Here is a 13,230-nt window from a genome sequence, read left to right on the forward strand (position 1 = left end):
ACCCTGTGACGACGTTCGACGCTGCCCAGCCCGCGACCCCGATCGAGGCTCCTGCCAGTCCTGACCTATGCCCGGCGGGTCACGCTGCGCCGACTCATCGTCCGGGGCACTGGAAGCCGCGTCGAACCAGAAGGTGCGCGCGGCCCAGGGGCTGTCCTGGATCCCGGCGGGCGGCGGGTGGCGGTCAAGGCGTCCACCCGGCACAGGCCGGCGACGAGGAGTTCCGGGCCCGGTTCAAACGGGAAGTCGAGCTGTCCCGCCGGGTCACGGGGCCCTGTCTGGTGCCGCTGCTCGCCGCAGACCCCGGCGCGCCCGATCCCTGGCTGGCCACCCCGTACGTGCCTGGCCTTACGCTCGGCGGGCACATCGCTGCGCACGGCCCGCTGTCCGGGGCCCGGTTGTACGCGCTGGCGGTCGGGACCGCGGCCGCGCTGGCGGCCGTCCACGCGGCCGGGGTGGTGCACCGCGATGTGAAGCCGGGGAACGTCATCCTGGCCCCCGACGGGCCGAGGGTGCTTGGACTTCGGAATCGACCACGCCCTGGACGGCACGTCGGTCACCCGGACCGGAGTGATGACCGGCACCGCGGGCTGGATCAGCCCCGAGGGCTACCGCACCGGCCCTACGGGGCCGGCCGGGGACGTCTTCGCCTGGGGAGCGCTGCTCGCCTACGCCGCCACCGGACGGCTGCCGATCGGCACCGGCGCCCCGGACGCGGTCGCAGCCCGGGTGATGTCTGCCGCCCCCGACGCTAGTAGGACTCGTTGACCCGCTCCGCATTTCCCGCGCCGGTCGCTGTCCCCGAGTCCTCACGGATGAACGCGGATGATCGTCTTCCCCTTGCGTCGCTCGGTCGGGTTGAGGGCGGCGACGGCATCGTCGAGGGTCGAGACGTCACCGATGTTCGTCCGCAGTCGTCCGTCCCGCACCCGCTGCACGATCTCACCCAGTTCGGCACGATCGGCCTCGACAACGAAGTCCACCGCCAGGCCCTCAGCGGGTCGCGCCTCGACCGGGCCGACGATGGACACCAGCGTTCCTCCGGTCTTGATCAGGGCAGCGGACCGCTTCTGGACGTCGCCACCGATGACATCGAAGACCAGATCGACGTCGCCGACGTCTTTCAGCGCGTCGTTCTCGAGGTCGACGAACTCATGCGCACCGAAGGCGAGTGCTTTCTCACGGTCGGCGGCGCGTCCGGTGCCGATGACGTAAGCGCCGGCCTCACGTGCGAGCTGGGTGACCATCGTCCCGACTGCCCCGGCTGCGCCATGGGCGAGGACGGTCTGGCCAGCCTGAAGGCGGCCGTGCTGGAACAGCCCCTGCCACGCGGTCAGACCTGAGATTGGCAGGGACGCGCCTACGGTGAAGTCGACGTCGCCGGGCAGCGGTGCGAGGTTGCGTGCTTCGATCGCGACGTACTCCGCAAGGGTGCCGTCGCGGTGCCAGTCGGCGAGGCCGAACACCCGCTGCCCGATCGACAGCCCCGTCGTGCCGTAGCCGAGGGCGGTGACCACTCCGGCCAGCTCGTGGCCGGGGATCGACGGTGTCCTCTCACGGCCGGCGCGATCGGTCCAGGTCGATGGCCACTCCATCTCGGTCGGGACGAAGCCCGATGCATGAATTTGAACGATGACGTCGTTGATCGATGCCTGCGGCTCGGGCCGCTCCACCAGCGTCATTCCGGCCGTTCCCGCAGCCTGGTCCGTCACCACGATCGCTTTCATGGGAATTGCCTCCTCGGTCATTTGCCGCTTTGGTGGAAACGTTGCAGGGATGGAAAGCCTGTTCGATATCCCCTCGGCGGGCTGTTAGGACGCGGCCGGCCGATCTGGACAGCGTCGGCCGGACTGCTATTCGCTCGTCGTCATGTCTCCGACCTTAGGAGCGGAGCAGCCCAGGGGTATGGTCCATTTTCATGGCGAAACCTTGGGCCACTTCAGCACGTTGAAGGCGGTGAGTCGATGGACGCCACGGGACACCATCAAATGGACGGAGCTCACCACCTCCAGGAACTGGCGGACGACCGCAGCGTCGATACGGCCATCCGCAGCGCGGTCCACCGGCCGTAGCGAGCGGGAGATTCGCAGCAGAGGTTCGGCAGGTGTGCTGGCGCACCGTGTGAACTGGGCCCTGAAGTCAGTTGGGCGGGCTGCTACGTCGCTGCCTGCTCCGTGTGCCGGTCGGGCGCTGTATGCGTAGGGCGTATGGGGTCTTGCGTGCGGTCGGAAGGACGCCTGTCACGATCAGGCGCGGGATCTCCGTGGTACTGCGGGCGTGACTGAACACCCAGATGCTGTCTTCGATCTCGCGGTGGCCTGCGGAGTGGTCGCTGGCGTCGCCGACGAGCAGGAAGGCGAAAGGCGGTCCGGTGGCGGTGTAGTTCGCGGCCTGGGCGAGGTAGTCCCGCCGAATGACGTCCTGGGACTTCCATCGCGACGTGCGCCACTTGATTTCCGCTACGAACCGGCTGCCGAGCTGCGGAGTGAAGATCACATCTGCGCGACCGCTGGCCACATCCGACCTTTCCCTCTCGACGCTGCCGGGCGGGAAGAGAGGGGAGAGGTGCTGATGGAAGTCGTCCTGAAGGTGCTTCTCGTTCCAGGGGATCTCGACGTCCTCGGCGTTCTTACGTGGCGGTCCGAGGTAGGCGGTGCGGTCGCCGTAGAGGTTGGCCTGGGCGTCGAACCGGTCGTAGAGGAAGCGCAGGAAGTGCTCGAGGAGCGTGGTGAAGTAGTGGCTGTCGCTGGGCTTCCAGGCGGGGCTGGTCTTCATGATTTCGAGCAGCGTTAGTAGGTGCGTGTCGACCCGGGCGTTGCCCGTGGGGGTGTATCCCTTGGTGATTTCGTGTGCTCGCTGCTCGAGCAGGTCGAGATCGTGTGGGTCGGAGCCGCCGTCAGTGCGGAAGAGTGCGGCGAGCGCTGGGCGGCCTTCCAAGAGTTTTCCCGGCATCCCCTCCTGGGGTGCTGCCGTGCTGGCCGACTGCTGGCGCCGTCTTTGGACGGCTTCATACAGCGCCTGGGCGTCTGGGTGATCGGTGAACTCGGGGTCGTGGGCGAGGGCTTGTTCCATTTGATGCAGCAGGCCTTCGCTGCGTACGAACGGAGCTTCCAGGGTGGGGCTGATCAGGGCGGTGAGCCCTGCTCTCTGTCTCTGCGACGTTCGGCGTCCAAGATCGCGAATACTTGGGTTAAGGAGAGTTTCCGCTGGTCAAGAGCTCCTTCCATGCGTGCTGGTGAGAAGGTTTGTGGGCGCTTTGTAGCGCGGTTGACGCCGTGATGGCGGCCCCGATGCCGCTGATGGACGAAATCGTGGCGGCGCATGAGTGAGGGCGATACCTCAGGGGAGGTACCGCCCTTGATCGAGGGGGCTCGCTGTCAGCGGCTCTTGGGCTTCGGTCTGATGGCTGCCGTGATGGCGGAGTCCGGCTGCGGGTCGGCGATGTCGAAGGTGCTCTCGGCTGGTACCTCGAAATGGAATCGGCCGCGCAAGTTGATGTGGCGGTACCGGAGCAGGGAGAGCTGCCGGATCTCGCTGTCAGAGACTGCCTTGCCCTGGCTGCGCAGCTTTTCGACGATCTTGACGATGTAGATCGTGTTGAAGTGGGCCACGATGTTCAGCACAAGGCCGAGAACACCGAGCTGGTCTTCCAGTCCGGGCTGATATTCGGGCTGGGGACCGTCGATCCCGTGGAAGACGCGCCTGGCCAACTGATTGCGATCCGTGTGGAGTCGGCTTTGGGCTTCGATGCCGTGCCGGTAGTCAGGATTGTCGTAGAGGCTGAGCAGGTGGCGGGATTTCGCGATGCGTCCGATGGCGACGATGGCTGCGCCGAGCCTGGTGGGCGTGCCGTTGCGGGTGAGGATCTGCAGGGCGGTGTACGCGCTCACGACTCCGTGGTGGATCGATCCGGCGACTCGCAGGATGTCGTCCCAGTTCTCGGCGATGAGGGCGACGTCGACGTGCCGGCGTGTGGCGTCCTGGAGCGGGCCGTAGTCGGCTGCTGTGTCGATGCGCCACAGCTTGGTGTCCGCCATCTGACTCGAGGTGGGCTGGTAGGAGTAGCCGCACAGGGACAGGAGCCCGAAGACGAGGTCTTCGTGCTTTCCGGCTTCGGCCACGATGGCGTGGGGATGCCCGGGGATGGACGTTGAGGAATTGCGCTGGTGGCTGATGAGGCTGTCGAGTGCCTCCAGTGCGACGCTTGGTCTGCCGCTGACCAGGCGCCCCGACAGTTGGATGGCCTGCTCCGTGAGCACGGTCAACCACGTGATTTCTGTCGAGCCTTTCGGCGCGATGGGCAGCTTGGCCGTTCCGTTGGTCAGGGTGAAGCGGTGGCCGTCCACGGATGCGAGCTGCATGCTGTCGCTCAGCGTGCTGCCCAGGAGGGCGGCCTGTTCGGTTTGCATGATCTTGTTGAATGCTTCGATGGTCTCGGGGTGGAAGTAGTTCCGGCTGATCATGTCGAGGTGCGTGGCATCGAGGGCGGCCTTGTCGCCTGCGACAGCTGCCAGTCCAAGGTTGCAGCCGACTCCCACCATGACGGCGGCCAGGGACAGCTGGAACTCCGTGTGCGGGGATGTGCCGCCCTGGACTGTGGTGAAGGCGGCCGTTCCGGTGCGGTTGAGGACGTTGAGCAGAACGTCGGGCAGTTGCACCGTCGGGAGCATCTCGTCTACGCGCCTGCTCAATGGTGATGTGCGGGAGGCCGGGCTCTTCAGAAGGTGCAGATTTCCGTTGGCGAGGACAACGTGGCTGCCTTCTGGCAGGCGGGAGGCGACCCGTGTGAGATCCGCATGCAGGTTCTCTCGGGCCTGTTGGAGGTAGGCGTCGGGGGAGCCGGGAAGGTTGAGGACGGAAAGAGTGCCAGAACGTGTCTGAGCCCAGGCGTCGTCGGTCAGCAGGGCGGCGCGGAGGTCGCCCCACCGGGTGCAGCCGCGGACGTAGATCTCCCGCTTGCACAGTTGCTGATGAAACGTCTCCAGGACGCACACGGCGTACGCCTGCAGGTTCACCGGGCCTTCGGTCTGCGAGGGGCTGGTTCGCACGAGTTTTCCCCACGAGCCCTTGAGCAGCCGGATGTCGATGTCCTGGAGTGTCGCGTCCTTAAGGTCCAGCAGCTGCGGAAGTGCACGAAGAGCGGTCAGGGCCGGCTGGCCTGTCCGAGTGGCGTCGAGGGGCACTCTGTCGACCAGAGTAGCGACGATCTTGCGCACGGCCGGGTACTGCTCTACGGCCTTGGCGCGGCGGGCCTCGTCGGTGTCGGAGTCCCGGGTCGGCATGTGCTCCAGGAAGTTCTTGGCTGCGGCCGCCAGGGTGTCCCGGTCGGCGACCGCCTCGAGCGCCGCCCTGACCGACGCGGTGTCCGTCTCGGGATCGGTGATCTCGCCGGTCTGGGGATCAACGAGTTCCTCAACCAGACCAAGGACAGCGACAAGAGCTTCCGCGGCCAACACTCCGTCTGGGCCGAACTGCGGGAACTTCTCCGCGAGCGCCTTGTCGGCCCATCTCTTGGGCTTGACGATGAGACGTTCGGTGATCAGCTTGTCGAGGACGTCGATCGCGTCGTCGAGGGCAGTCCGCTCGAGGCTTTTCACGGCTGCCAGGACTGCGGCCCGTACCCCGTGCTGCCCCTTGAGACGGTCTACACGCTTGGTCATGGCGCGCCGTGCCAGCCACGTCAGCTTGCGCGGAAACACATCTGAGACGTCCACGCTGGCGAAGCCCAGAGAATCGATTTCGTCCACGCGGTCGAGAGCCCGTTCGAAGTTCGCCGCCGTGGGTGCTCCGACACCGCGGCGAAGCCTGGCCAGCGTCGACTGGGTCGCGCCCTTCGGCACCTGCAGCAGTGAACTGATGGTGTCGGTCTGGCTGGGCGTCAACTTTCTGTAGAGCGCGTGCAGGAGGGCGTCCTCGGCTCTGTTGTGAACGCTCACCACCAGTTCGTGCAGCGCCGCGTAGGTGGGCAGAAGCACTTTCTGTCTGTGCAGCCAGGCAACCGCCTGAAGGGTTAGTGCTTTGGTGCCATCCGTGGAGGTCTCCAGCCAGGTCTCCAGCTGCTCCACGAGTCGGGGCTCGGCGGTCGCGAACGCCGTCCACCCGTCCTTCTCCGAGATCTCCCGGCGGTGAGCCCAGACGGTCTCCTGGTTACCTCCGTACTGCCTGATCGCAGGTAGGGGATCCGGTGTATCGAGTTGGTCAGCCACGCGCAGGACCACGTCGTCGGGGATCCTGTCGATGTCGGTCTCGAAGCGCCCCTGGTAGCGCACCACGGTCAACTGCACTGCGTACCCCAGCCGGTTGTGTTCTCCCCGTTTGGTGCGGATCAGCCGGTGATCCTTCTCGCTCAGGACCAGATGGTCCCAGTCGGCGTCCGGAATCCCGTGTGCCAGCCACGGAAACCCGGCGCTTTCCCGGGGCCGTTCCTCCGGCATGTCCACTGTCTCTCCTCTGACGATCGGACAACCACGAGGAGGAAGACTCGGACCCTCGGTCGGCCGGGGTCAAACCGCACTTCGGGGGAGATTCGCCCTAACTCAACTTTTCGTGATCTTGAAGCCCGAGCGTGTCCGGGGGTCCGCTATTGGGGTGGAGTGCGCCCGGGTCGGTCCTTGCGCGCATCTACGGTCCTCGGCCATGGAGCACATGTGGATCGAGCCGGGAGCCACGGACCCCGGTTACACCGACGAGCAACTCAGACGTGCGAGATCGTTCGCGGAACAGGACTTGCAGGCATCACGGATGCAGTTGGAGGCCCGTTTCGGGCTCGGTGACATCTGTGCCGAAATCGTCGGCCTGTCGGGCACCGGTGCAGCGGAGTCCCACCCTCTGGAGCCCTTGGCCGGCCAACTCGGCTACGCCAGCGCCACCCTTGACCGCTACCGGCGTGTAACCCAACAAGCGGGTATGCAGCTGCGGGAGCGTCTCACGGCGTCTGCCGTCCACGTGCCGTGGACGTGCGTGGTCACCGCGTGTGTCACCGACCCTGCAGAACAGGCGCGTCGTGTCGGGCTGCTCCTCGGAAGGCTCGCGAGCGCCGAACGAGCGGGGTGGCCGGCCGTGCTTGACGCGGGGGAGTACGCGCGAGCTGTCGGCCTGGCAGAGGGGGTAGGCAGCGGTAGGGGCGAGCCGGGAGACATCGTCGCTCAACTCAACCGCGAAGACGTCCGGAAGGCCGTGGTTACAGAGCTGACCAAATCGCCTGAGGCTGTCCTCGCTGTTCTGCAAGAGCCAATGGTGCGAGAGGTCCTCCAGGACCGGGATGTCGCGCGGTACGTACGCGAACAGATGCGCCCGACCGCCGGCCCCGACGACGCCCTGCTGGACGAACTGATCGGCGCCGCCGATCGCGACCCTCGCGCCGACTGGACGATCCGCTACTTCGACCTGGCACACAAATGCAGAGAGATCCTCCTGCTCGGCCCCGAGGACTTCGCCGACGTCGATGATCCGGACGTGTGGCAGTCCGTCGAATCCATCCGCGCCTCGGTCCTCTCCTGGGCCGACCGCGTGCTGGAAAAGCGTCCCCGTCCCATCCGACTCCTCTCCGGAAGGTGAAGCACGTGCCGATTCCCCACGCCGCCGGCCGCTATCCCAACGCCGTGCGTGATGTCCTCGATCGCGAGGCCCTCCGCTGTATCTCCCAGGGCGGGAGCGAAGCCGAGCAACTCGCCCGGATGCACACGGTCGTCCGCTCGAAATTCAAAGCGCTCTCACCCGAGTACCGCCCGATCCTCGACCGAGCAGTCAAGTCGATGTGCACCACGTCGTTCAAGAAGGTCTGCAAGGAACTCCGTCTCGCTGCTCTCGCCGGGCCCACCGTCCCCGAACAGGGCACCGGTATCGAAACCGGGCACGGATGCGGTGCTGGCCGGACAGAGTCGCCCGGCAGCGCGATGACAGGTTCCGCGAATGAGGGAAGCGACGATGAACGCGTCGTCGCCAAGGTCCTCATCGGAGAGGGCGGCGAGCTGACGGAGAAGACTGCCCAGCAATGCGTCTTGGAGGACCTCGACCGCATCATGGAAATCCTCCCTCCCCTCGCTGAGCGCGATCTGAGAGAAGCTGATCGTCTCGACCGCACAGCCAAGGAATCCGCCCGGGGAGCCAAGGAACACCGAGCCCGCGCCGACCGCATCCTCGCCCTGTTCAAGCGCTACGACCGGCTCGTCATCGGTATCGACAACCTCCCAGGGATCTTCAACCTCGCCGACTACATCAACGAAGTCGGACCACCGGCCCTGGGCCTGGACGACGAAGACGCCGAACTCCTGCAGTACGCGGCCGCCCTGTGACCGAATCCGTCTGGCACAAGGAAATCAAGGGCTGGGGAGTGGCCACAGAGATCTCTTTGGGCAACCGCAGAGCCGACTGCCTGCTATCCGGAGGCCTTCGGGCCGAAATCCAGTCCAGGTGGCTTCCACCTGCGGAAGTCACTGGTCGGGAAGCACATGCAGACCTGTGGCTTCTGGACTGCAGACTCGCCCATACGTCGGACCGGCTCCAGGCATGGAGCGATCCGCGGCTTGGCGGACTGTTCCGATGGAACCGCGCCTGGCAGGGGTTCAGCGTGTCCAAGCGACCGGTCTTCCTCAACCTGGAACTCAATATCCGCACGGGTCACGGCAGCTTCCTGGAGGTAACGGGCTGGGCCTTCGACGGACCCCGCGCCACGGGAACCGGCCGAATCCACACAGCAGCCGCCATGCGCTCCTGGATGCGCTACGGCATTCCGCTCCCAACCATCGAGGCTCCATGACGACCCAGCAGGCACCTGCACGCGAGACGCGACCACGCCACCGGACCGTGGTGATCGAGCTGGAAGGACTCCTCCAGCACGTGGCTGCCGAATACCACGCAACCGGTGCACTCGTCGGACGTCTGGTGACAGCCAGGGCCTTCTTCGCCGAATCTGCATTCGGAGAGTGCCCAGTGCCCGTAGCCATGGCACTGCACAGGCCCACCGCTCGCACCGACCCGAGGCTGATCGTCGTGGACGACCTCGCCGAGAAATGGGTCATGGGATTCAACATCCAGCACAACTTGCTCCCCTACCGCATCACCACCTTCTATCCCCTCTGACCCGCCGCGTGGAGGGCTCCTGGAGGGAAGCGAGCCGACAGCGGGTTCCACCTGCGGCTCGTCGGCGTCTGAGGGTCGATCTTGACGTAGTGGGAGGTGCGACTGTCCGGATCATCAGCGTTGTCGTGCCGGGCACTCACCCGGGCCCCGCACCCGCAGCACTTCAGCGGGGCCACGTACCGCGGCTCCGGTTGGCGGTCGATCTCGGACCGGTCGTAGCCCGCGAGCGTCGGTGACCCACGGGATCCGCACCCCGCGCTTCTTCGTCGGCTTCGGCACGCGCCCTCCAGCGACGGGCGCTCTCCCTCGATCCTGCCCTCTCACCACATGGCGGGCAGGTCCATCGGCGAAACGGCGAAGCCCCAGCTCCCACGAAGCCGGTACGACAGGGTTGTTCCCCGCGAGGTTTTTCCCGGGTCGCTCTGTGCGGTGCGGCGAGATGGGGGTGCAGGCCGAGTCTTCCTGACCGGTCTGTGCCGCCGGTGTGCCGGCACCTCGCATCGTTGAAAGGACTCCGTCCATGGGCAATCTGCCTGGACCCGGGCCGGCCAACCGGCCTGGTCTTCCCGTGCTGCTCCTCGTGATCGGCGACGGCGCGGCGGCTGCGCAGAGCCAGGCGTGGGCGAGCGCCGTGGCGACGGCAGCCGCGGTCTACAGCGTCATTACCGGCACCAGGAGCGGATCATGACCCGTACAGCACCGTCTGCTCTGGAACGCGCTCTGATCGCGGAGGTCGGTAAGTGCGACATCACCGTGAGCGCGCCCCAGCTTGAGCGGTGGCGCGGTCAGTTGTGGCTGGCACCGGCCACGCAGTGGACCGACCCCGCCACCGGCGCCCGCTCCGGCCAGGGCGGCAGGAGCGGCTCGATCAGCGCCCACAAGTCGTCGTCCACGATCCACGGCCGAGTGCTCACACCATCCCGAACGACCGAATCATCACATCGGTCACGCCCGACCAGGGCACTTGAACAAGATCGTGTTACGAGCTCATAGCGAAAAGTAAGGGCTGCCCCCGGCGTCCGGGCGGAACACGCACGCCCCCGCTGCTCCCCTTCCTTCCGGCGTACGCATCCGGATGATGACCGGGCGGCAAAGGGACCCGATGGACCACCAGCCCATCGAAACAAGGACACGCCCCGACTCCCCGACCCGCTCGCGCAGGCCGTCCGCGTACCCAGTGGCCGAGTAGGAAGCATGCAGAGAGTGCAGTTTGCTGTCGCCCCGGGTCGGGCCCGTACGAAGCGAGCCGGACGGGATTCCGGACCGACGGCCACGGTGTTGGAGCCGGGGCTGTCGGTGCTTCGCTCCCCGGCGTGAACGGGGTGGGGGACTGGGTCGGGAGGTGGCGGGCCCAGCATCCAGGGGAGGGCGGGCTTGCAGCACACAGGCCATCACAAGGAAGGGAACATATGTTTCATTTTTGGGGTAGTGAGTACGGTACGGGCGTCGGATGGTTGGATGCCGGTATCCGGTGGTGCGGCGGTTCGTTGGGGTTACAGCGGGCCGCGGCTGCGCCGTCGGAGATGAGGCTCGGTTCGAGGGGATGGAGGGCCGACCGGTGAGTGATCGCAGTTCGATCGAGTGGACCGAGGCGACGTGGAACCCGACCACGGGATGCGACCGCGTCTCCGAAGGGTGCGACAACTGCTATGCGCTGACGCTGGCGAAGCGGCTGAAGGCGATGGGGTCGCCGAAGTATCAGGCCGACGGTGACGCGCGAACTTCCGGGCCCGGGTTCGGGCTGACGGTGCATCCGGACGCGCTGCGCGTGCCGTACGGGTGGAAGAGCCCGCGCACCGTCTTTGTGAATTCCATGAGCGACTTGTTCCACGCACGGGTGCCGCTCGACTACGTGCGTCGTGTCTTCGATGTGATCGCGGAGACTCCGCAGCACACTTACCAGGTGCTCACCAAGCGGGCACGACGTCTGCGGCAGGTCGCGGACCGGCTGGAGTGGCCGGACAACCTGTGGATGGGGGTGTCGGTCGAGTCCGTCAAGGAGCTGCCGCGCGTCGACGACCTGCGGCAGGTTCCGGCCGCGGTCCGCTTCTTGTCCTGCGAGCCGCTGCTCGGACGGTTGGACGGCCTGGACCTGGCAGACGTGCACTGGGTGATCGCCGGCGGCGAGTCCGGCCCCCGCTTTCGGCTGGTGGAAGAGGAGTGGATCACCCACATCCGTGACACCTGCCAGGATGCTGGCGTCGCATTCTTCTTCAAGCAGTGGGGTGGGCGTACGCCGAAGGCCTCCGGCCGCCTGCTGGAGGGCCGTACGTGGGATGAGATGCCGCTGCCAGTCGCAGTGTGATCCTGCGCGGGTCGCCGGTGGTGGCCTGGCGCGAGTTCAGGCAGTCGGCGGCTGCACGATCAGCTCGCGGGTCTTGTCGCCGCCGATGCCCGTACTGGGTGTCTTGCCCTCACCGTGAAGGTACTTGACCGCTTTGCGGGCCGCGGGTTCGGTGACCTGCCCGTAGTACTGCCCGAACAGTTCCAGCGTGTGATCGACAAGTTTGACGGCGCGGCCGCTCTGCAGCAGCCGCTCCAGGTTGGCCGCTATGACCGGAACCGCTTCCTTCTCCACCACGGCCGGGTCCGGGCGCAGAATTGATGCCGTGGAGAACAGAGCGTCCGGGTCCTCCTGCTCTTCCTGCAGCTCCAGTGTCTTCCACCATTCGCTCCGGGCACGGGCGACCGCGTCGCCGAACACCCACAGGCCATACGGGCTGCGAGTGGCGAAGACGAGGTAGTAGACCGGCTTCCACGTGGGATGTTTGGCCACCGGAACGAAGTGCACGAACATACCGGTGCGCTGTTTGAGGCGCCGGGCATACTCGGCAGCCACGGCCTCCGCCGCGTCCTCTTCGGCGCTTCCGCCGGTGAAGTACTCCCGCCACCAGCGGCCCCCGCAGACTGCGTCGAAGCGCTCCAGGCTTTTCTCGTTGCCCTTGGGAGAGCGGACGTGGCCTCCCAGGCGGCGCACCGCCATCATGCTGAAGTTCATCAGCAGCTCGGTCGCCGGACGTCGCTGTGGCCGGCGCTGTGCCAGTACGTCGACAAGCCGGTCCATGGGCAGGCACAGCCCGCACGGATCCAGGAAAAGGAACAGGGGCACGCCCATGGCACGCTGTACCACGTCGTCCAGGACGTCGTTGACCTCGCCGTGGTGCGCGCGGGCGTCAACCCCGCGGGCCTGGTAGCCGCGCAGGACCTGTTGCAATCGCTCGAACGACCTGGCCTGCTGTTCCACGAAGAAGCACGACAGGTTCAATCCGCGTGACTGGTAGTAGGAGGCGACCCGCAGCGCGATCTCTGCCGAGCCCGGTTCGCCGTTCTCGTACCGGCCTTCGCCGGCGTAGCCGTCCAGGTACACCACACGCCTGTCCTGAGCCTGCGTGCCCGTCATGCCGCCGAAGGGCGGGATGTAGCGGCGTAGCAGGTCGTGCTTGAACACGCTGGGCAGCGCCTTGCCCTGCCAGTAGGTCCCACCCGTCCCCGTCGACATGATCCCCCACCCTGTTACCAGTCAACTACCTGCCGTAACGCATAGTGAGTCACCGGCCCACGCTCGACAAGGGGCCCATCACGCCAGACGCCTCACGCACGCGTCGCCGCCGGGCGCTCGCACGTGACTTGAGAGGCCACGGGAGCAGGACTCGGTTCCGCCCCTACTCCCTACGAGTGACGCGGATGCCGTCAGGGCGCGAGGTGTTCGCGTCACTGCCGAAAGGGGTCGATGACTTGGCCCGCGTTGCCCGAACCCACCACCCGGCGTTGGTCCGGCGACGATGATGCTCAGGCAGGCAGCTGGGTGACGGGAGACGCCTGTTCGGCGAATTGGTCCAGCTGCTGCTGACGGCGCTGTTCGTTGCGCAGGGACTGCGGTGAACTCTGCGAGGGCTGTGCTCTCGGTGAGGTGCGGTTGAAGCGCTGCCGCTTGGTCGAGGGGTCGATCTCCCGGTCCTCCGGGGTTTCGTCGACTCGGATGCGCAGGGTGTGGTTCTTCACCTGACAGGGGATGGTCAGCCGGTGGCAGGAGCGGGTCCGGCGCCGGAACGTACCTCGCCTGGCAGTCGCAGCCGACGGGACTCGGTTATGCCCCATGCAGGCCGCTTGGGTGGAGTCGAAAACCGGCCATATTTTGCCGGACGGATA

General features: G+C 66.5%; 12 protein-coding genes and 1 pseudogene. 7 read left to right on the forward strand and 6 right to left on the reverse strand.

Annotated features, from left to right (window positions below; all coding sequences use genetic code 11):
* Positions 1-84 precede the first annotated feature (84 nt).
* Positions 85-750: pseudogene (locus ACZ4N5_RS19335) on the forward strand (protein kinase domain-containing protein); the annotation flags it as partial.
* Positions 751-809: 59 nt separating this feature from the next.
* Here the strand turns inward: ACZ4N5_RS19335 and ACZ4N5_RS19340 are convergent.
* The 3 genes from ACZ4N5_RS19340 to ACZ4N5_RS19350 form a co-directional block, all read right to left on the reverse strand.
* Positions 810-1,727, reverse strand: coding sequence for an NADP-dependent oxidoreductase (locus tag ACZ4N5_RS19340; RefSeq protein WP_467758283.1), 918 nt, complete (start codon positions 1,725-1,727; stop codon positions 810-812).
* A 412-nt stretch (positions 1,728-2,139) separates the two neighbouring features.
* Positions 2,140-3,072: a hypothetical protein gene (locus ACZ4N5_RS19345; protein ID WP_467758258.1), complete on the reverse strand. Its 933-nt coding sequence runs from the start codon at positions 3,070-3,072 to the stop codon at positions 2,140-2,142.
* Positions 3,073-3,377: 305 nt separating this feature from the next.
* Positions 3,378-6,434: a Tn3 family transposase gene (locus ACZ4N5_RS19350; protein ID WP_467758259.1), complete on the reverse strand. Its 3,057-nt coding sequence runs from the start codon at positions 6,432-6,434 to the stop codon at positions 3,378-3,380.
* A 202-nt stretch (positions 6,435-6,636) separates the two neighbouring features.
* Between ACZ4N5_RS19350 and ACZ4N5_RS19355 the strand changes: the two genes are divergently transcribed.
* The 5 genes from ACZ4N5_RS19355 (at position 6,637) to ACZ4N5_RS19375 (ending at position 9,769) form a co-directional block, all read left to right on the forward strand.
* Positions 6,637-7,557: a hypothetical protein gene (locus tag ACZ4N5_RS19355; RefSeq protein WP_467758260.1), complete on the forward strand. Its 921-nt coding sequence runs from the start codon at positions 6,637-6,639 to the stop codon at positions 7,555-7,557.
* 5 nt (positions 7,558-7,562) lie between these two features.
* The gene (locus ACZ4N5_RS19360) at positions 7,563-8,294 is read left to right on the forward strand and encodes a hypothetical protein (RefSeq protein WP_467758261.1); all 732 of its coding nucleotides are present in this window, start codon (positions 7,563-7,565) and stop codon (positions 8,292-8,294) included.
* Between the two features lie 275 nt (positions 8,295-8,569).
* Complete coding sequence (locus tag ACZ4N5_RS19365; protein ID WP_467758262.1) at positions 8,570-8,758, forward strand: hypothetical protein; 189 nt, start codon at positions 8,570-8,572, stop codon at positions 8,756-8,758.
* A complete protein-coding gene (locus ACZ4N5_RS19370; protein WP_467758263.1) occupies positions 8,755-9,081 on the forward strand; it encodes a hypothetical protein in 327 nt (108 codons plus the stop codon). Before ACZ4N5_RS19365 ends, ACZ4N5_RS19370 begins: the two co-directional genes overlap by 4 nt.
* A 520-nt stretch (positions 9,082-9,601) precedes the next feature.
* Complete coding sequence (locus ACZ4N5_RS19375; protein WP_467758264.1) at positions 9,602-9,769, forward strand: hypothetical protein; 168 nt, start codon at positions 9,602-9,604, stop codon at positions 9,767-9,769.
* A gap of 97 nt (positions 9,770-9,866) precedes the next feature.
* On the opposite strand, the gene ACZ4N5_RS19380 is transcribed toward ACZ4N5_RS19375, so the two are convergent.
* On the reverse strand, positions 9,867-9,995 hold the full coding sequence (locus tag ACZ4N5_RS19380; protein ID WP_467758265.1) for a hypothetical protein: 129 nt from the start codon (positions 9,993-9,995) through the stop codon (positions 9,867-9,869).
* A gap of 644 nt (positions 9,996-10,639) precedes the next feature.
* Here ACZ4N5_RS19380 and ACZ4N5_RS19385 point away from each other — a divergent pair.
* Entirely contained in the window at positions 10,640-11,386 is a 747-nt protein-coding gene (locus tag ACZ4N5_RS19385) for a DUF5131 family protein (RefSeq protein ID WP_467758284.1), read from the forward strand.
* A gap of 36 nt (positions 11,387-11,422) precedes the next feature.
* Here the strand turns inward: ACZ4N5_RS19385 and tcmP are convergent, their stop codons facing one another.
* Complete coding sequence (gene tcmP, locus ACZ4N5_RS19390; RefSeq protein ID WP_467758266.1) at positions 11,423-12,580, reverse strand: three-Cys-motif partner protein TcmP; 1,158 nt, start codon at positions 12,578-12,580, stop codon at positions 11,423-11,425.
* Positions 12,581-12,870: 290 nt separating this feature from the next.
* Positions 12,871-13,083, reverse strand: coding sequence for a hypothetical protein (locus tag ACZ4N5_RS19395; protein WP_467758267.1), 213 nt, complete (start codon positions 13,081-13,083; stop codon positions 12,871-12,873).
* Between the last annotated feature and the right edge of the window lie 147 nt (positions 13,084-13,230).

Source organism: Streptomyces sp. NPDC026500 (assembly GCF_055567635.1).

Excerpts from the sequence above, each read along its gene's own strand:
- ACZ4N5_RS19340 (WP_467758283.1), bottom strand. The coding sequence starts at position 1,727 with ATGAAAGCGATCGTGGTGACGGACCAGGCTGCGGGAACGGCCGGAATG.
- ACZ4N5_RS19355 (WP_467758260.1), top strand. The coding sequence starts at position 6,637 with ATGGAGCACATGTGGATCGAGCCGGGAGCCACGGACCCCGGTTACACC.
- ACZ4N5_RS19370 (WP_467758263.1), top strand. The coding sequence starts at position 8,755 with ATGACGACCCAGCAGGCACCTGCACGCGAGACGCGACCACGCCACCGG.
- tcmP (WP_467758266.1), bottom strand. The coding sequence starts at position 12,580 with ATGTCGACGGGGACGGGTGGGACCTACTGGCAGGGCAAGGCGCTGCCC.
- ACZ4N5_RS19345 (WP_467758258.1), bottom strand. The coding sequence starts at position 3,072 with ATGGAACAAGCCCTCGCCCACGACCCCGAGTTCACCGATCACCCAGAC.
- ACZ4N5_RS19375 (WP_467758264.1), top strand. The coding sequence starts at position 9,602 with ATGGGCAATCTGCCTGGACCCGGGCCGGCCAACCGGCCTGGTCTTCCC.
- ACZ4N5_RS19350 (WP_467758259.1), bottom strand. The coding sequence starts at position 6,434 with ATGCCGGAGGAACGGCCCCGGGAAAGCGCCGGGTTTCCGTGGCTGGCA.